Below are 17,501 nucleotides of genomic sequence, written 5' to 3'. Positions count from 1 at the left end.
CTTTCCAGCATCAGGTTCAGCACGTCCTGGGCGAACATCGTGCCGTCTTTATTGGTCGCGTAGTATTTCAGCATATGGTGTCCCGCCGTCACGTCAGTCAACGTCATGGTCACGTCCTGATTGACGTTGTTCATGTCCTGCTTCAGGTAACCTTTTTCCGCACCGTGGTGGTTCATCACGTGCGCTTCAAAATTAACGTCACCCTGCGTGTTGACGTGGAAGGTGACGGTCGCGTTGCCATGTTCGATTTTGCTGTATTGCAGATCGGAAACGGCGATGGTCTCGCTCACCTGCGCTTTTTGCTCTTCATAGGAGATGGCAACGGATTTCAGCGTGCTGCCCTCTTTCACGAATACGCTGTTGGCGCCGTGAACCGGGCTGATGTCACCGGCTTCATCTTTAACACCGACGCGGACATCGCTCTGAGCGGTGTTGATCTTCTGCGCCAGATCGTAAGACCACTGGTTAGCGTCGCCTTGTTCAGCAGAGCCGATGGTCATTTCGGTACGCATGGCGGTCACTTCACCGTTGGCGTCGAAGAAGCGTGCGATAACCTTATCGCCCACGTTCAGGTTATTACCGGCAATCTGGCCGCTCAGGGTTTTGCTCCATTCGGAAACGATCGCAGGCGTTTCGTCCGGGGTAACGTTGCCACCATTCCCGAAATCAACGTCAATGGCCTGATAAAAGCTATTTGAGGTGTCCGCAATTTCCCACACGCCGTAAATAACCTGGTACCCCGTACGCGCAGGAACATTGCAAGTCATGGATTTTGTTACGGCTGGTGCCTGACTATTTCCGTTGATCGTACAGAATGGAGTTAATTCAAATTGATCGCGAGTCAGCGGCTTATTTGGATCCCAATTTTGTTTGGTGATGTAATAGCGCCAGTTAGTGGTTTTATGCGGTGCAGTATGATGCCAGACGAACTCATGCGGGCCTGCTGTTATCGGGTTTTTGGTCCAGGCATTCAGGCTTTGCTTATCCAGCTGAGAATACTGGGAAATACCTGCACTGGCGAGCTGGCCGTCCGGCGGCATAGCGCCGGTCGGGAAACCGGAGGTTTTTTCCACGCTCTGCGGTTCATACTGTACAGCGCCGCAATCAATATTTTGGCCAAGCTTACACATATAGGCGCGGCTGGCTGGAGATTCAATATAGCCGTGAGCAAATGCCGACGATGCAACGGTCACTGTCGCGAGGGCAAGTGCAATTTTTGAAAGTTTCATTACTCATCCATTATTAGAGAATATTACCGGGTGGAGAAGCTTAATAATGGACGGTGCGATTTGTCATTTTATATGGAGAGTAAAAATAGTCGAAATAAAAAGGACAGCTAAGCTGCCCTTTCTTAATTGAATTGAATTAGCGACGTACGGCAATCGCTTCAATTTCAATTTTCACGTCTTTTGGCAGACGCGCCACTTCCACGCAAGAGCGAGCCGGGAAGGTCGCGTTGTGCTCGGTGAAGAACGCTTCGTAAGTGGCGTTAACGGTCGCGAAATCATTCAGATCTTTCACGAACACGGTGGTTTTGACGATATCGCCCACTTTCAGACCGGCAGATTCCACGATCGCCTGCACGTTTTCCAGCGACTGACGCGCCTGCGCCGCTACGTCGGCTGGCACTTCACCGGTTTTTGGGTTCACCGGGATCTGACCAGAAGTGATGATCATGCTGCCCAGATCAACGCCCTGAACGTATGGGCCGATAGCCGCTGGTGCATTTTCCGTCGCGAGTACTTTGCTCATTTTTTCTCCAGAATTACAGCGTTAAGAATGTTCCCGGCCATTATAACAGCCGGGATTTCATTACCAACCTCAATTAGTTGGCCAGCACCACATAATGAGAAAACTCTTTTTCGCAGTATTTGCATTTGAGTGCGATGTCATTGGCGCGTTTTTTCACTGCGAAACTGGAGGAAACCGGCTCAGCATGACTGATGCAGTTGCTGTTCGGGCAGACCAGCACGCTTTCGATGCGATCCGGCAGGCTTGGGCGGGATTTGCCCACCACGTCGTAATCGTCGATGCGGTTAACCGTGGCGTCCGGCGCGTACAGCGACAGCTGGTTAACCTGCTCGTCGGTCAGGAAGGTGTTCTCGATTTTGATCAGGTCTTTACGGCCCATTTCGCCCGACGGCAGGTTCAGGCCGATGGTGATGCGCTGGTCGGTTTCGGTCAGTTTGAACAGCGTCAGCAGTTTAAAGCCCACCTGCGCAGGGATGTGGTCAATCACGGTGCCACGCTTGATGGCTTCAACCTGGAGTTTGTTATCGTGTGTCATGGTCGTCTCCCCTTACAGAGCTAATTCGCGATTCAGAACCAGTGCCAGTAACGCCTGGCGAGCGAAGATGCCGTTTCCGGCCTGCTGGAAGTACCAGGCGTGCGGCGTTTTGTCCACGTCTGTGGTGATCTCATCGATGCGCGGCAGCGGGTGCAGCACCTTCATATTGTCACGCGCGCCTTCAAGGTCGCTGGCGCGCAGCACGAACTGCGCCTTCACGTTGGCGTACTCGGACGGATCCAGACGCTCTTTCTGCACGCGGGTCATGTAGAGAATATCCACGTTGCCCATCACCTCTTCGATACTGGCGTGCAGGCTCCACGCGATGCCTTTCTCGTCCAGCATGTCGAGAATGTACTGCGGCATCGCCAGCGCGTCCGGCGCGATAAAGAAGAAGCGGTTGCCGTTAAATTTCGCCAGCGCCTGGGTCAGGGAGTGGACGGTGCGGCCATATTTCAGGTCGCCGACCATGGCGATGTTCAGGTTCTCAAGCGTGCCCTGCGTCTCCTGAATGGTGAACAGATCCAGCAGGGTCTGCGTCGGATGCTGGTTGGCGCCGTCACCGGCGTTCAGTACCGGAATGCCGCCGGAAAACTCGGTCGCCAGACGCGCCGCGCCCTCCTGCGGGTGGCGCATCACAATCGCGTCAACGTAGGTACTGATAACCGAAATGGTATCCGCCAGGGTTTCGCCTTTTTTGCCCAGCGACGTGTTGCTGCTGTCCGAGAAGCCCACCACGCTCGCGCCCAGACGGTGCATGGAGGTTTCGAAGGAGAGGCGGGTGCGGGTCGAGGCTTCGAAGAAGCAGCTCGCAATCACCTTGTGCTTCAACAGCTCCGGTTGCGGATTGGCTTTCAGTTTTGCCGCGGTTTCCAGAACCAGTTCCAGCTCTTCGCGGCTGAGGTCGTTTATGGAAATGATGTGTTTTTGATAAAGTGGATTCATGTTTATCTCCTGACGCCGGGCAAAAAAAAGCCCCTCAAATGAGGGGCTCTGGGAATAGGTTTAGCAACGGGAAGAAAAACGGCAGGCCAGCGTCTGATTTCAGACGCGGTAAGACGATATGTCGTACACGCTTGACCATGCTTCCTCCCGGCAAATTGTCGGGCATTATACGCAGCACGCTTTTGGGATCAAGCGATTTAATGCACGCTTTACTCAATGCAAACGGTTCTTTGTGAATATTAATGCGTTCTGAGTAAATAATTAATTTGCTTATGCACCAGCGCGGTGCGCTTCACTACGCGGGGTGCGACCCAGACAATACTGCTCCCGGCCACTACACCTAAAATTTCCGGTAACTGGTGATAATCCAGAATACGCGCCACCGCGCGGCCATATCCGGCGACGGTATGGATAAGGATAAATTCGCTGTTGTGCTCCACGCTCACCACCATTTCAGAGACCGTACGCGCCGCGTCGGGGGCCGGGCGCAGCTGGGGATTCAGCGAATAAATCTTTAGCCCTTTGGCATTGCGAATTTTTATGACACCAAGCAATTTGAGCAGACGTGAAACGGTGGACTGGCTGATGGTCTCAAAACCACGCTCCTGTAAGTCGCGGCGGATCTCTTCCTGGGAGAGATAGCTCTTTTCCGCGATCAGACGCTGGCAGACCGTTAGCTGTAGTTGCTCTTTGGGAGAGTACTCTTCGTAATCCATCATAGTTCCCATATCAGTTCCCGAAATAACCGGTGGCACCGCACCGATCCGTAGGCCGGATAAGCGCAGCGCCATCCGGCAAATCACAACAAAGCGCCCAGGCTTAACGCCACCATAATCACCACCGTTAAAATCCCCAGCAGCGGCGCGACCCATTTCAGATAACGCACGTAGGGCACGCGGGCGATAGCCAGCCCGCCCATCACGACGGCAGAGGTGGGAGTGATCAGGTTGACGATGCCGGACGCCGACTGGTAAGCCGTAACCACCAGGTCGCGGTTGACGTTAGCGAAATCGGCAAGGGGCGCCATGATCGGCATCGTCAGAACGGCCAGGCCGGACGAAGAAGGCACAAGAAACGACAGCACCACTTCCAGCCAGTACATCACGTTGATGAACGCCACCGTCGACAATCCGGTGACCATTCCCTCGGCGCTGTGCAAAATGGTGTGGGTAATCATGCCCTTATCCATGATCACTACGATACCGCGCGCGATGCCGATTATCAGCGCGACGCCCAGCAAATCTCGCGCGCCGTTGATAAAGGTTGAGGTCAGCTCCTCTTCGCTCATGCGGGCGATCAGCCCGACGATAATGGCACTGGCGAGGAACACCGCCGAAATCTCCGCCATCCACCAGCCCAGCACCGCCACGCCGTAGATCATCACCGCGAAGGCTAGGGCGAAGATCACCAGGATGAGTTTGCGCACCGGGGTAAATTCCAGCGACTGCTCGCCCTTGTTACCGAGAAAGTGGGCGAGATTTTCTTCCTGCTTATCCGCCACGATCGACAGCGACGGATCCTTGCGCACCTTGCGGGCGTAGCGCATTACCCACGCCACGCAGATGATCCAGCCGATCACCAGCAGCGCGATGCGTAGCATGATGCCGTTGGTGAAGGGGATCCCGGCGGCGTTGGCGGCGATCACCGTGGCGAACGGGTTGATGGTGGATCCGAGCGTGCCGATCCCCGCGCCGAGCAGCACGGTAGAAGCCGCAACCACCGGATCGAACCGCGCTGCCAGCATCACCGGCACCAGTAAGGTATAGAAGGGTAGCGACTCTTCGGCCATGCCGTAAATCGTGCCGCCTGCGGCAAACAGCGCCATCAGGATCGGGATCATCCACTCTTCGCGGCCGCGCAGTCGGGTGGTGACGCGCTCGATCCCGGCGTCTATCGCCCCGGTTTTAGTGACGATCCCGAGGAATCCCCCGATGATCAGAATAAACAGCGCCACGTCGATCGCCCCGGCCTGGCCGGACTCCGGATCGTACAGCCCGGCAATCGGCGCCATCAGCACGGAGACGAGCCCCTGCGGGTGCGCTGCCACGTGCGCGTAAGTGCCAGCAACCGGCACTTCTTTGCCGAGCGCCTCGTTCATCGCCATATGGTACTGCCCGGCCGGAACAATCCACGTCAGCACGGCAACCACGGCAATCAGAAAAAAGAGAATGGTATAAGCGGAGGGAAATTTGAACTTGCCCATGATGTTCTCCTGAACCCGGCGCACCCCGCGGCGCGCCGGGCGGTGATTAGTCGCCGAGTGTCGCCACCATGACCGCTTTAATGGTGTGCATGCGGTTCTCTGCTTCGTCGAAGACGATGGAGTTCGGGGATTCAAAGACCTCTTCCGTCACCTCCAGCCCCTTCAGGCCGTACGCCATCTCGATTTCGCGGCCCACTTTGGTATGTTCGTTGTGGAACGCCGGCAGGCAGTGCATGAACTTGACGTTCGGGTTACCGGTGACCTTCATCACGTCCGCATTAATCTGATACGGCTTCATCAGGCTAACGCGCTCGGCCCACGCCTCCTTCGGCTCGCCCATGGAAACCCAGACGTCGGTGTAGAGGAAATCGGTGCCCTGCACGCCTTCTCCCACATCGTCGGTGAGGGTGATGCGCGCGCCGGTCTCTTTGGCGATGGCGCGGCACTGCTCAACCAGCCCGGCCTCCGGCCAGAAGGATTTCGGCGCCACAAGGCGGATATCCATCCCCATTTTGGCTGCGCCGACCATCAGCGAATTACCCATGTTGTTGCGCGCGTCGCCGAGGTAAGCAAAGCTCAGCTCCGGCAGGGTTTTGCCCGGAGAGTGCTCCAGCATGGTCATCAGGTCGGCAAGGATTTGCGTGGGGTGGAACTCGTCGGTCAGGCCGTTCCACACCGGCACTCCCGCGTATTCGCCCAGCTCCTCAACGATGGCCTGGCCGTAGCCGCGGTACTCGATGCCGTCATACATGCGGCCCAGCACGCGCGCGGTGTCCTTCATCGACTCTTTGTGGCCAATCTGCGAGCCGCTTGGGCCGAGGTAGGTGACCTGCGCGCCCTGGTCGAACGCGCCCACTTCAAAGGCGCAGCGGGTGCGGGTGGAGGTTTTTTCAAAGATCAGGGCGATGTTTTTCCCGACCAGGGTTTGCTTTTCGCGCCCGGCTTTTTTGGCCGCCTTCAGCTCGATGGCGAGGTCGATCAGGTACTGGATCTCCGCCGGGGTGTAGTCCAGCAGTTTCAGGAAGTTGCGGTTTTTCAGGTTGATGGTCATGGGTAAATCCTTTTTAAAATTAATGTCTAAGACCTTACCCCTCACCCCAGCCCCCTCCCCAAAGGGGAGAGGTTTTAATCGTCCCCTCTCCCTTTTGGGGAGAGGGTTAGGGTGAGGGGAAATGGGTGCTCAGTTACGAATCAACGTGCCTTTCTCGCCCGCCAGGATCTCCGCGCCGTCGGCCAGCGCGCCGATCCCGGCAATGCCGTTGCAGGCTTCAACAAACTCGCGGCAGGCGGCCACTTTTGGCCCCATCGATCCGGCGTCGAACTGCATGCCTCTGAGCAGTTCCGGCGTGACCTGCGCCAGCGGGCGCTGGGTCGGTTTGCCCCAGTCGAGGTACACCGCGTCGGCATCGGTGAGGATCAGCAGGGCATCGGCCTCGATCTGCCGCGCCAGCAGAGCGGCGGAGAGGTCTTTGTCGATCACAGCCTCAATGCCGCGATAACCGTTGGCGTTTTCCACCACCGGCACGCCGCCGCCGCCGTTGCAGATGACCAGGTGGTCGCGCTGAATAAGCGCCGTAATGGCGTCGCTCTCCACGATGCGCTTCGGCTGCGGAGAGGGCACCACGCGGCGGAAATAGGCCCCGTCGACCTTGAACACCCAGCCTTTTTCCGCGGCCAGCGCTTTCGCCTGGGCTTCGCTGTAGACCGGGCCGATGTACTTGGTCGGGTTGCTGAACGCCGGGTCGGCGGCGTCCACTTCCACCTGCGTGAGCAGGACGCTCACCTCGCGCTGGGGCAGATTGTTTTTCAGCGCCTGCTGGAGCATGTAGCCGATCATTCCCTGGCTTTCTGCACCAAGAACGTCCAGCGGGTAGGGGGTGACTTTGTCGTAGGCGCTGTTTTGCAGCGCCAGCAGCCCGACCTGCGGGCCGTTGCCGTGCACCAGCACCACGCGCCATTGCTCCGTTAAGCCTGCGATGGTGCGGGCGGCCTGCTCGATGTTCTGGCGCTGGATGTCCGCTTCCAGCGGCTCGCCGCGCTTGAGCAGCGCGTTGCCGCCAAGGGCCACAACCAGAGTGGGTTTTCGTTCCATGATGGCTCCTTTAAATTCCGTCGCGTTCCAGTGGGCAGCTCATGCAGCGCGCGCCGCCGCGACCGCGCCCCAGCTCGTCGCCCGGGATCGGCAGCACGGTGATGCCCGCCTTATCGTATTTCTCGTTGGTCCAGACGTTGCGCTCGTAGCCGATCACCACGCCCGGACGGATGGTCAGGACGTTGTTGGCGTCGTTCCACTGCTCGCGTTCGGCTTCAAAGGCATCGCCGCCGGTGGTGATCAGGCGCACCTGGTTAATGCCGAGGGCTTTCTCGATGGCGTGCAGCAGGTCGGTTTCCTGAGTACGCAGCAGACCGCCGCGTCCGTCCGGGGTGAGCGTCCAGCACTGGGCGTCCTTGCGCACCACTTCCGGGTAAACGGAGAAAGTGTCCACGTCGATGTGGGTCATCACGGTGTCGAGGTGCATGCAGGAGCGATGTTTCGGCAGCTCAACGGCGATCACGCGCTCGGCCTGACGATGTTTAAACAAGCTGTTGGCGAGGAACTCCACGCCCTGCGGCGTCGTGCGCTCTGACATGCCGATCAATACCGCCCCGCGGCCAATCACTAATACGTCGCCGCCTTCCAGGGTGGCGTGGTCGTAATTAATATTCTCGTCGCCGAAATACTTAATAAACTCGCCATCGGCAAATGCGGGGTGCCAGCGATATATTGCGCGCAGATTATTGGTTTCGCGCTGGCGGGCGGGTTTCGCCATCGGATTAATGGACACGCCGTTATAAATCCAGCAGGAGGTATCGCGGGTAAATAAGTGGTTCGGCAGCGGTTTCATAATAAAATCATTCGCCGTGTGGGTATCGACCACCATATTTTTAATAGCCGCCGGAATTTCGCCGTAGGTTAATCCGCCGCTTAATCGGCGCGCCAGTTCGCGGTGCGGCATATCCGCCAGCCAGCCGCGGACGTCGCCGGCAAAGGCTGGGCCGAGGCGGTAGTCGGAGATTTGTGTTTCAAGAAGCCAGGCTTTTGCTTCGGCAATATCAAGCGTTTGCGTAAGAAGGTCGGTCAATAGCAGGACTTCCACACCCTGCTCGCGCAGCGTGTTTGCGAAGATATCATGCTCCTCTCCCGCCCGCTCAACCGAGAGCACGTCATCAAATAACAGCTCCTGACAATTCGATGGCGTTAAACGTTTAAGACTTAAATTAGGACGATGCAGCATAACGCTACGCAATTGACCAATTTCAGAACCGACGTAATGCTTTTCCATAATTATTCCTTTAACTTTTTTTCAGAATAAAAAGGGCATGCGCCATGTGATGTGTTTAATTTCATGGCGGCTAAGCTCAATTGATTTCGTGATTCATAGTAGGCGCTTAAATAATGGTTATTGTGACGCTGCTCACGCGAAAACCGATATTGAGCAGTTTATTTTCAATTGCATGATTCGTATCAGATAATGATTAATTTCATATTATTACGGGATGAATAGCTAAGCAGGAACGGGTGGCAATATTTGAGGTTGTTATTGTTTTGTAGAATTACATGCTTTGAAATATTTAGTTATGCTGTTGATTTCAATGAATAAAATTTTGCCTCGAGAATAGCTATGCAATAATGACAGTTAACTATTTTTCACTTAAGAGAAATCGATAAATAATTATGGATTTTTAAAGGAAATAACCGAAGTGATAAAGTGTGATGCAACAACAGGTTTTGTGAGTTACGTTTTAAATTCAGCGAGTTAGATAAGTTGCGTAAAGCTTAGGAAATGAGGTTATGCATAACGACTGCATAAATGCCTTTATGTAATTAACAGTGAATTAACACATTTTCCGATAAACATGCGCTGGCGCAAATCTTGTCTAAAAAGGGCTGGTATGGGAGAGGCGATTCTCGTATAAAAGATTAAAATGAAACAATGTTTTAATTTGAGGGTTGTATCATGATTATTGGCAATATTCATCATCTCCAGTCCTGGCTACCAGAAGAGCTGCGCCAGGCCATTGAGCACGTTAAGACCCACGTCACCGACGCGACGCCGACCGGCAAGCACGACATCAGCGGCAACAGCCTGTTTTATCTGGTATCGGAGGACATGACCCAGCCGTTCGCCGAGCGTCGCGCTGAATACCATGCACGCTACCTGGATATTCAGATTGTGCTGAAGGGGCAGGAAGGGATGACCTTCAGCACCCTGCCGCACGGCACGCCGGACACCGACTGGCTGGCGGACAAAGACATCGCGTTCCTGCCGGAAGGCGAGCAGGAGAAATCCGTGGTGCTGAGCGAAGGGGATTTCGTGGTGTTCTGGCCGGGCGAAGTGCATAAGCCGCTGTGCGCGGTGGGGGCGCCGGCGCAGGTGCGTAAGGTTGTGGTGAAGATGCTGGTAGAGTAACCCCTCACCCCGGCCCTCTCCCAAGGGGAGAGGGTGTAAAAGTTCCCTCTCCCCTTGGGAGAGGGTTAGGGTGAGGGAACCAGACCGCACCCACGCATAATGTGATCCAGCTTAAACTTCCCGCACTCCCTCCTCATCTCCCATTTACCTGTGCTTTTTCTCCGTCATAGTATGATCGTTAAATTGATGAACACTGTTCTATAATGTAGAACAAAATGATTCAGCAAGGAGATCACATGCCGCAGTCCGCGTTGTTCACGGGTATCATTCCCCCTGTCTCCACCATTTTTACCGCCGATGGCCAGCTTGATAAGCCGGGTACCGCCGCGCTGATCGACGATCTGATCGCTGCGGGCGTCGACGGCCTGTTCTTCCTGGGCAGCGGCGGCGAGTTCTCCCAGCTCAGCGCCGAAGAGCGTAAAACCATTGCCCGCTTTGCGATCGATCATGTCGATCGTCGTGTGCCGGTCCTGATCGGCACCGGCGGCACCAACGCCCGGGAAACCATTGAGCTGAGCCAGCACGCGCAGCTGGCGGGCGCGGACGGCATCGTGGTGATCAACCCTTACTACTGGAAAGTGTCGGAAGCGAACCTGATCCGCTACTTCGAACAGGTGGCCGACAGCGTCACGCTGCCGGTGATGCTCTATAACTTCCCGGCGCTGACCGGGCAGGATCTGACCCCGGCGTTGGTGAAAACCCTCGCCGACTCGCGCAGTAACATCGTCGGCATCAAAGACACCATCGACTCCGTCGCCCACCTGCGCAGCATGATCCACACCGTTAAAGCGGCCCATCCACACTTCACCGTGCTCTGCGGCTACGACGATCATCTGTTCAATACCCTGCTGCTCGGCGGTGACGGGGCGATCTCGGCCAGCGGTAACTTTGCTCCGCAGGTGTCGGTAAATCTTCTGAAAGCCTGGCGGGATAAAGACGTGGCGAAAGCGGCTGAGTATCATCAGACCCTGCTGCAAATCCCGCAGATGTATCAGCTGGATACGCCGTTTGTGAACGTCATTAAAGAGGCGATCGTGCTCTGCGGTCGTCCAATTTCTACGCACGTCCTGCCACCAGCCTCGCCGCTGGACGAGCCGCGTAAGGCGCAGCTGAAAGCCCTGCTACAACAGCTCAAGCTCTGCTGAGCCGGACGATAACGATGACCATTGAGAAAATTTTCACCCCACAGGACGACGCGTTTTATGCGGTGATCACCCACGCGGCGGGTCCGCAGGGCGCGCTGCCGCTGACTCCGCAGATGCTGATGGAATCCCCCAGCGGCAACCTGTTCGGCATGACGCAGAACGCCGGGATGGGCTGGGACGCCAACAAGCTGACCGGCAAAGAGGTGCTGATTATCGGTACTCAGGGCGGTATCCGCGCCGGAGACGGACGCCCGGTTGCGCTGGGCTACCACACCGGCCACTGGGAAATCGGCATGCAGATGCAGGCGGCGGCGAAGGAGATCACACGCAACGGCGGGATCCCGTTCGCGGCCTTCGTCAGCGATCCGTGTGACGGGCGCTCGCAGGGCACGCACGGCATGTTCGACTCCCTGCCGTATCGTAACGACGCGGCGATCGTGTTTCGTCGTCTTATCCGCTCTCTTCCGACGCGGCGGGCGGTGATCGGCGTGGCAACCTGCGATAAAGGGCTGCCCGCCACCATGATTGCGCTGGCCGCGATGCACGACCTGCCGACCATTCTGGTGCCAGGTGGAGCGACGCTGCCGCCGACCGTGGGGGAAGATGCGGGCAAGGTGCAGACCATCGGCGCGCGCTTCGCCAACCATGAACTCTCCTTGCAGGAGGCCGCCGAGCTGGGCTGCCGCGCCTGCGCGTCGCCGGGCGGCGGGTGTCAGTTCCTCGGTACGGCGGGCACCTCGCAGGTGGTCGCGGAAGCGCTGGGTCTGGCGTTGCCGCACTCCGCGCTGGCCCCGTCCGGACAGGCGGTGTGGCTGGAGATCGCCCGCCAGTCGGCGCGGGCGGTGAACGAGCTGGATAACCGCGGCATCACCACGCGCGATATCCTCACCGACAAAGCCATCGAAAACGCGATGGTGATCCACGCGGCGTTCGGCGGCTCCACCAATTTACTGCTGCACATTCCGGCCATCGCCCACGCGGCGGGCTGCACGATCCCGGACGTTGAACACTGGACGCGCGTCAACCGCAGGGTGCCGCGTCTGGTGAGCGTGCTGCCCAACGGCCCGGACTATCACCCGACCGTGCGTGCCTTCCTCGCGGGCGGCGTGCCGGAAGTCATGCTCCACCTGCGCGATCTCGGCCTGCTGCACCTGGATGCCATGACCGTCACCGGCCAGACGGTGGGCGAGAACCTCGACTGGTGGCAGAGCTCGGAGCGCCGTAAGCGCTTCCGCCAGTGCCTGCGCGAGCAGGACGGCGTGGAGCCGGATGACGTGATCCTGCCGCCGGAGAAAGCAAAAGCGAAAGGGCTGACCTCGACGGTCTGCTTCCCGACGGGCAACATTGCGCCGGAAGGATCGGTGATCAAGGCCACGGCGATCGACCCGTCGGTCGTCGGTGAAGATGGCGTGTACCGCCACACCGGCCGGGTGCGGGTGTTTGTCTCGGAAGCGCAGGCGATCAAGGCCATCAAGCGGGAAGAGATTGAGCAGGGCGATATCATGGTGGTGATCGGCGGTGGACCGTCCGGCACCGGCATGGAGGAGACCTACCAGCTCACCTCCGCGCTCAAACACATCTCGTGGGGCAAAACGGTGTCGTTAATCACCGATGCGCGCTTCTCGGGCGTGTCGACGGGCGCCTGTTTCGGCCACGTGTCGCCGGAGGCGCTGGCGGGCGGGCCGATAGGCAAGCTGCGCGATAACGACATCATTGAGATTGCGGTGGAACGCCTGACATTAACAGGCAGCGTAAACTTTATCGGTACTGCGGACAACCCGCTGACGCCGGAAGAGGGCGCGCGCGAGCTGGCACGGCGGCAGGTGCATCCGGACCTGCACGCTCACGACTTTTTGCCGGACGATACCCGGCTGTGGGCGGCATTACAGTCCGTGAGCGGCGGCACCTGGAAAGGCTGTATTTATGACACCGATAAAATCATTGAGGTAATTAACGCCGGTAAAAAAGCGCTCGGTATTTAATTATTTTGTGAGAGAAAATCGTCTGCGGAAAATAGTCCGCGGGCGGTTTTTACGTGCCTGCAATTTACTAATTTAAACAATAAGTTGCGATATATCGTTGACGTCACAAAAGCGAAATAACGTAATTCAGAAATAAGATATGAGCATTGCTGGTTAATTGAACAGCTCATTACACTCCATTAACACGATGTTGTAATTCAGCACACTACATAAGGGTGTAATTCTGATGACGCAATTAACCATGAAAGACAAAATTGGCTACGGGCTGGGTGACACCGCCTGCGGCTTCGTCTGGCAGGCCACGATGTTCCTGCTGGCCTATTTCTACACTGACGTGTTTGGCCTCTCCGCGGGCATTATGGGGACGCTGTTTTTAGTCTCCCGCGTGCTCGACGCCGTGACCGACCCGCTGATGGGGCTGCTGGTAGACCGCACCCGCACGCGGCATGGCCAGTTTCGCCCGTTCCTGCTGTGGGGCGCCATCCCGTTCGGCATCGTCTGCATGCTGACCTTCTACACGCCGGACTTCTCCGCGCAGGGCAAAATCATCTACGCCTGCGTGACCTATATTCTGCTGACTCTGGTCTACACCTTCGTTAACGTCCCGTACTGCGCCATGCCGGGCGTCATTACCGCCGACCCGAAAGAGCGTCACGCCCTGCAGTCCTGGCGCTTCTTCCTGGCGGCGGCGGGGTCGCTCGCCATCAGCGGCATCGCGCTGCCGCTGGTCAGCATCATTGGCAAAGGCAACGAGCAGGTGGGTTATTTCGGCGCCATGTGCGTGCTGGGCCTGAGCGGCGTGGTGCTGCTCTACGTCTGCTTCTTTACCACCAAAGAGCGCTACACCTTTGAGGTGCAGCCGGGTTCGTCGGTGGCGAAAGACCTTAAGCTGCTGCTGGGCAACAGCCAGTGGCGCATCATGTGTGCCTTCAAGATGATGGCGACCTGCTCCAACGTGGTGCGCGGCGGGGCGACGCTCTACTTCGTGAAATACGTGATGGATCACCCGGAGATGGCGACCCAGTTCTTACTCTACGGCAGCCTCGCCACCATGTTCGGCTCGCTCTGCTCCTCCCGCCTGCTGGGCCGCTTCGACCGCGTTACCGCCTTCAAGTGGATCATCGTCGCTTACTCGCTGATTAGCCTGCTGATCTTCTTCACGCCGGCGGAGCATATTGCCCTGATTTTTGCCCTCAACATTCTGTTCCTGTTCGTCTTTAACACCACCACGCCGCTGCAGTGGCTGATGGCCTCTGACGTGGTGGATTACGAGGAGAGCCGTAGCGGTCGCCGCCTCGACGGGCTGGTGTTCTCCACCTACCTGTTCAGCCTGAAGATTGGCCTGGCAATTGGCGGGGCGGTGGTGGGCTGGATCCTGGCGTACGTCAACTACTCCGCCAGCAGCAGCGTGCAGCCGGTCGAGGTGCTGACCACCATCAAAATTCTGTTCTGCGTGGTGCCGGTGGTGCTCTACGCGGGCATGTTCATCATGCTGTCGTTCTACAAGCTCACCGACGCCCGCGTGGAGGCCATCAGCCAGCAGCTGATCAAGCACCGCGCGTCGCAGGGCGAGGCCGTTCCCGACGCTGCGACAGCCGCATCCCATTAACCGGAGGCAACATGGAAATTACTAACCCGATACTCACCGGCTTCAACCCGGACCCGTCCCTGTGCCGTCAGGGCGAGGACTACTACATCGCCACCTCGACCTTCGAGTGGTTCCCGGGCGTGCGCATCTACCACTCCCGCGATCTGAAAAACTGGTCGCTGGTCAGCACCCCGCTGGACCGCGTGTCGATGCTGGACATGAAGGGCAACCCGGACTCCGGCGGCATCTGGGCGCCGTGCCTGAGCTACGCCGACGGGAGGTTCTGGCTGCTCTACACCGACGTGAAGATTGTCGACTCGCCGTGGAAAAACGGCCGCAATTTTCTCGTCACCGCGCCGTCCATCGAGGGGCCGTGGAGCGAGCCGATCCCGATGGGCAACGGCGGGTTCGATCCCTCCCTGTTCCACGACGACGATGGCCGCAAATACTACCTCTACCGCCCGTGGGGGCCGCGCCACCACAGCAACCCGCACAACACTATCGTGATGCAGGAGTTTGATCCGCAGACCGGCACGCTCTCGCCCGAGCGCAAAACTCTGTTTACCGGCACGCCGCTCTGCTACACCGAAGGGGCGCATCTTTATCGCCACGCGGGATGGTACTACCTGATGGTTGCAGAGGGCGGCACCAGCTACGAGCACGCGGTCGTGGTGCTGCGCGCAAAAACCATCGACGGGCCGTACGAGCTGCACCCGGACGTGACGATGATGACCAGCTGGCACCTGCCGGAGAACCCGCTGCAAAAGAGCGGTCACGGCTCGCTGCTGCAAACCCACACCGAGGAGTGGTATATGGCCTACCTCACCAGCCGCCCGCTGCGCCTGCCCGGCGTGCCGCTGCTGGCCTCCGGCGGGCGCGGTTACTGCCCGCTGGGGCGCGAGACCGGCATCGCCCGCATTGAATGGCGCGACGGCTGGCCGTACGTGGAAGGCGGCAAGCATGCGCAGCTGACCGTGAAAGGCCCGCAGATGGCGGAGCAGCCTGTAGCCGTTCCGGGCATCTGGCGGGACGATTTCGACGCCAGTTCGCTCGACCCGGAACTGCAGACCCTGCGCATTCCGTTCGACAACACCCTCGGCTCGCTTACCGCCCGCCCGGGCTACTTACGGCTCTACGGCAACGACTCGCTCAACTCGACCTTTACCCAGTCGACCGTGGCGCGCCGCTGGCAGCATTTCACCTTCCGGGCCGAGACGCGGATGCAGTTCTCGCCGGTCCACTTCCAGCAGAGCGCGGGGCTGACCTGCTACTACAACAGCAAAAACTGGAGCTACTGCTTTGTGGACTACGAGGAGGGGCAGGGGAGAACCATCAAGGTGATCCAACTCGACCACAACGTGCCGTCGTGGCCGCTGCACGAGCAGCCGATTCCGGTGCCGGAACAGGCCGAGAGCGTCTGGCTGCGGGTGGACGTGGATAAACTGGTCTACCGCTACAGCTACTCGTTCGACGGCGAGACATGGCATACCGTGCCGATCACGTATGAGGCGTGGAAATTGTCGGACGACTACATCGGCGGGCGCGGCTTCTTTACCGGTGCGTTTGTGGGGCTACACTGCGAGGACATCAGCGGCGACGGCTGCCACGCGGACTTCGACTACTTCACCTACGAGCCGGCATAGCCCAGTGCGCGTGAGAGCGCGAGCCCGGCCTGCTGAAGCTGCTCGCGGAAATTAGCCAGCTCGGCATCGTCCACGCGCGAGGTCAGGGTCGACAGGCTCAGGGCGGCAATCACGCGGGATTCGTGGTTCCACACCGGCACCGCCACGCAGCGCACGCCCTGCTCGTTCTCTTCGCTGTCCAGGGCATAGCCCTGCTCGCGGGTCTGCGCCAGAGCGGCCATTAATGCTTCGCGAGAGGCGAGGGTGGAAGGGGTATAGGTGGTGTACTGATAGCCCTCCAGCAGGGTGTTCAGCTCGGCCTCGCCCAGCCAGGCAATCAACACCTTGCCGATGGCGGTGGCGTGAACCGGCAGGCGGCGGCCGATGCGCGAATAGGCTATGGCGGCCAGCTTGCCTTCAATCTTCTCGATATAGACCCCTTCACGACCGTCCAGGATCCCCAGATGGGTGGTCTGCCCGGTCCGCTGGGACAGCTCCGTCAGCCAGCCTTTCGCCTTCTGGCGAATATCGATCGAGCCCACAACGAAATGACCGCGCTCAACCAGCTTCATGCCGAGGCGATATTTGCCGTTCTCCGGGTTCTGATCGATATAGCCGTGAAGCTGGAGGGTTTTCAGCAGCGAGTGGAGGGTACTCTTGCTCAGCCCCATCAGTTTGCTGATGTCGGTGATCTTAAGCTCGGTGGCCTGCTCGTTGAACAGGTCGAGGATCTGCAACGCACGTTCAACAGACTGAATAATCGGCATAATGCTGGCATGTCCACGCTGGAATGAAGGCGAAAACGTACCTTTTTCGGGGTGAAAAATCAATGAAATGGCGCCGGTTTGCTCCCTCTCCCCGTGGGAGAGGGCCGGGGTGAGGGCATAAGGCCGCATCGTTGCCTGATTCGCCCGGCGGCGCTACGCTTGCACGGGCCTACGGGTTGTGTTTTCTCCCTCTCCCTGTGGGAGAGGGCCGGGGTGAGGGCACCAGGCCGCATCGTCGCCTGATTCGCCCGGCGGCGCTGCGCTTGCACGGGCCTACGGGCTGGGTGTTCTCCCTCTCCCCGTGGGCTGAGGGATCCCCAGTAATTTTTTTATGCAGAAGCAATAAAGTTGCTTTCTAAATGACTGAGGGCTGTCAGCGATGCCCTGGTCCGGCTGTAAATCGCTGAGGCGTTTCCTGCAGGCCGGGGCGAGGCGCAGGGATGCGCCGAGAGGGCGGCTTTACAGGGACGTTGCCTCCGCCCGTACCCGATAAGCCGGAAGGAATAAGCCG

General features: G+C 58.4%; 16 protein-coding genes and 1 pseudogene. 6 read left to right on the top strand and 11 right to left on the bottom strand.

Going from position 1 to position 17,501, the window contains the following annotated elements; translation table 11 throughout:
- The 5 genes from gbpA to HP459_RS13040 form a co-directional block, all read right to left on the bottom strand.
- Positions 1-1,229 (bottom strand): N-acetylglucosamine-binding protein GbpA (gene gbpA / locus HP459_RS13060; protein WP_171936301.1); only part of this gene is annotated, 1,229 nt, incomplete at its 3' end.
- 136 nt (positions 1,230-1,365) lie between these two features.
- Entirely contained in the window at positions 1,366-1,752 is a 387-nt protein-coding gene (gene ridA / locus HP459_RS13055; RefSeq protein ID WP_003863373.1) for a 2-iminobutanoate/2-iminopropanoate deaminase, read from the bottom strand.
- 73 nt (positions 1,753-1,825) lie between these two features.
- Complete coding sequence (pyrI, locus tag HP459_RS13050) at positions 1,826-2,287, bottom strand: aspartate carbamoyltransferase regulatory subunit (RefSeq protein ID WP_003863370.1); 462 nt, start codon at positions 2,285-2,287, stop codon at positions 1,826-1,828.
- 12 nt (positions 2,288-2,299) lie between these two features.
- Entirely contained in the window at positions 2,300-3,232 is a 933-nt protein-coding gene (gene pyrB, locus HP459_RS13045; RefSeq protein WP_003863368.1) for an aspartate carbamoyltransferase, read from the bottom strand.
- Positions 3,233-3,266: 34 nt separating this feature from the next.
- Entirely contained in the window at positions 3,267-3,371 is a 105-nt protein-coding gene (locus HP459_RS13040) for a pyrBI operon leader peptide (RefSeq protein WP_071524139.1), read from the bottom strand.
- Here HP459_RS13040 and HP459_RS13035 point away from each other — a divergent pair.
- A pseudogene (locus tag HP459_RS13035) lies at positions 3,351-3,468 on the top strand (hypothetical protein). The gene HP459_RS13040 and the pseudogene HP459_RS13035 overlap by 21 nt on opposite strands.
- A 3-nt stretch (positions 3,469-3,471) precedes the next feature.
- Here the strand turns inward: HP459_RS13035 and HP459_RS13030 are convergent.
- The 5 genes from HP459_RS13030 to arcA form a co-directional block, all read right to left on the bottom strand.
- Positions 3,472-3,951, bottom strand: coding sequence for an arginine repressor (locus tag HP459_RS13030; protein WP_003863366.1), 480 nt, complete (start codon positions 3,949-3,951; stop codon positions 3,472-3,474).
- An 80-nt stretch (positions 3,952-4,031) separates the two neighbouring features.
- Entirely contained in the window at positions 4,032-5,435 is a 1,404-nt protein-coding gene (locus tag HP459_RS13025) for a YfcC family protein (RefSeq protein ID WP_022646882.1), read from the bottom strand.
- A 46-nt stretch (positions 5,436-5,481) separates the two neighbouring features.
- Positions 5,482-6,486, bottom strand: a complete 1,005-nt coding sequence (gene argF / locus HP459_RS13020) for an ornithine carbamoyltransferase (protein ID WP_171936300.1) — start codon at positions 6,484-6,486, stop codon at positions 5,482-5,484.
- A gap of 129 nt (positions 6,487-6,615) precedes the next feature.
- Positions 6,616-7,527, bottom strand: a complete 912-nt coding sequence (gene arcC, locus HP459_RS13015; protein ID WP_022646884.1) for a carbamate kinase — start codon at positions 7,525-7,527, stop codon at positions 6,616-6,618.
- A gap of 10 nt (positions 7,528-7,537) precedes the next feature.
- Positions 7,538-8,758 carry an arginine deiminase gene (gene arcA / locus HP459_RS13010; RefSeq protein WP_045620964.1) on the bottom strand — a complete coding sequence of 407 codons (1,221 nt, stop codon included), beginning with the start codon at positions 8,756-8,758 and terminating at the stop codon, positions 7,538-7,540.
- A 675-nt stretch (positions 8,759-9,433) separates the two neighbouring features.
- On the opposite strand from arcA, the gene HP459_RS13005 reads away from it, so the two are divergent.
- The 5 genes from HP459_RS13005 to HP459_RS12985 all read left to right on the top strand — a co-directional run bounded on the left by HP459_RS13005 (position 9,434) and on the right by HP459_RS12985 (position 16,244).
- Positions 9,434-9,886, top strand: a complete 453-nt coding sequence (locus HP459_RS13005) for a YhcH/YjgK/YiaL family protein (protein ID WP_171936299.1) — start codon at positions 9,434-9,436, stop codon at positions 9,884-9,886.
- Between the two features lie 236 nt (positions 9,887-10,122).
- Positions 10,123-11,031, top strand: a complete 909-nt coding sequence (yagE, locus tag HP459_RS13000; protein WP_063853054.1) for a 2-keto-3-deoxygluconate aldolase — start codon at positions 10,123-10,125, stop codon at positions 11,029-11,031.
- 14 nt (positions 11,032-11,045) lie between these two features.
- The gene (gene yagF / locus HP459_RS12995) at positions 11,046-13,013 is read left to right on the top strand and encodes a xylonate dehydratase YagF (protein WP_171936298.1); all 1,968 of its coding nucleotides are present in this window, start codon (positions 11,046-11,048) and stop codon (positions 13,011-13,013) included.
- Between the two features lie 226 nt (positions 13,014-13,239).
- The gene (locus tag HP459_RS12990) at positions 13,240-14,622 is read left to right on the top strand and encodes an MFS transporter (protein ID WP_171936297.1); all 1,383 of its coding nucleotides are present in this window, start codon (positions 13,240-13,242) and stop codon (positions 14,620-14,622) included.
- Positions 14,623-14,633: 11 nt separating this feature from the next.
- A complete protein-coding gene (locus HP459_RS12985) occupies positions 14,634-16,244 on the top strand; it encodes a glycoside hydrolase family 43 protein (protein ID WP_171936296.1) in 1,611 nt (536 codons plus the stop codon).
- Here HP459_RS12985 and xynR read toward each other — a convergent pair.
- Positions 16,229-16,990: a DNA-binding transcriptional repressor XynR gene (xynR, locus tag HP459_RS12980; RefSeq protein WP_063152463.1), complete on the bottom strand. Its 762-nt coding sequence runs from the start codon at positions 16,988-16,990 to the stop codon at positions 16,229-16,231. The two genes, HP459_RS12985 and xynR, sit on opposite strands and share 16 nt — an antisense overlap.
- Positions 16,991-17,501 lie beyond the last annotated feature (511 nt).

Origin of the sequence: Enterobacter sp. CM29 (assembly GCF_013179605.1) — a bacterium.
GTDB lineage: Bacteria > Pseudomonadota > Gammaproteobacteria > Enterobacterales > Enterobacteriaceae > Enterobacter > Enterobacter intestinihominis.
The sequence above is the reverse complement of the archived record's forward strand: the minus strand, read 5'-3'. Positions and strand labels throughout refer to the sequence as shown.

Bases quoted from the DNA above. Each gene is read 5' to 3' on its own strand.
- ridA (WP_003863373.1), bottom strand. From the start codon at position 1,752: ATGAGCAAAGTACTCGCGACGGAAAATGCACCAGCGGCTATCGGCCCA.
- pyrI (WP_003863370.1), bottom strand. From the start codon at position 2,287: ATGACACACGATAACAAACTCCAGGTTGAAGCCATCAAGCGTGGCACC.
- pyrB (WP_003863368.1), bottom strand. From the start codon at position 3,232: ATGAATCCACTTTATCAAAAACACATCATTTCCATAAACGACCTCAGC.
- HP459_RS13040 (WP_071524139.1), bottom strand. From the start codon at position 3,371: ATGGTCAAGCGTGTACGACATATCGTCTTACCGCGTCTGAAATCAGAC.
- HP459_RS13030 (WP_003863366.1), bottom strand. From the start codon at position 3,951: ATGATGGATTACGAAGAGTACTCTCCCAAAGAGCAACTACAGCTAACG.
- HP459_RS13025 (WP_022646882.1), bottom strand. From the start codon at position 5,435: ATGGGCAAGTTCAAATTTCCCTCCGCTTATACCATTCTCTTTTTTCTG.
- argF (WP_171936300.1), bottom strand. From the start codon at position 6,486: ATGACCATCAACCTGAAAAACCGCAACTTCCTGAAACTGCTGGACTAC.
- arcC (WP_022646884.1), bottom strand. From the start codon at position 7,527: ATGGAACGAAAACCCACTCTGGTTGTGGCCCTTGGCGGCAACGCGCTG.
- arcA (WP_045620964.1), bottom strand. From the start codon at position 8,758: ATGGAAAAGCATTACGTCGGTTCTGAAATTGGTCAATTGCGTAGCGTT.
- HP459_RS13005 (WP_171936299.1), top strand. From the start codon at position 9,434: ATGATTATTGGCAATATTCATCATCTCCAGTCCTGGCTACCAGAAGAG.
- yagE (WP_063853054.1), top strand. From the start codon at position 10,123: ATGCCGCAGTCCGCGTTGTTCACGGGTATCATTCCCCCTGTCTCCACC.
- yagF (WP_171936298.1), top strand. From the start codon at position 11,046: ATGACCATTGAGAAAATTTTCACCCCACAGGACGACGCGTTTTATGCG.
- HP459_RS12990 (WP_171936297.1), top strand. From the start codon at position 13,240: ATGACGCAATTAACCATGAAAGACAAAATTGGCTACGGGCTGGGTGAC.
- HP459_RS12985 (WP_171936296.1), top strand. From the start codon at position 14,634: ATGGAAATTACTAACCCGATACTCACCGGCTTCAACCCGGACCCGTCC.
- xynR (WP_063152463.1), bottom strand. From the start codon at position 16,990: ATGCCGATTATTCAGTCTGTTGAACGTGCGTTGCAGATCCTCGACCTG.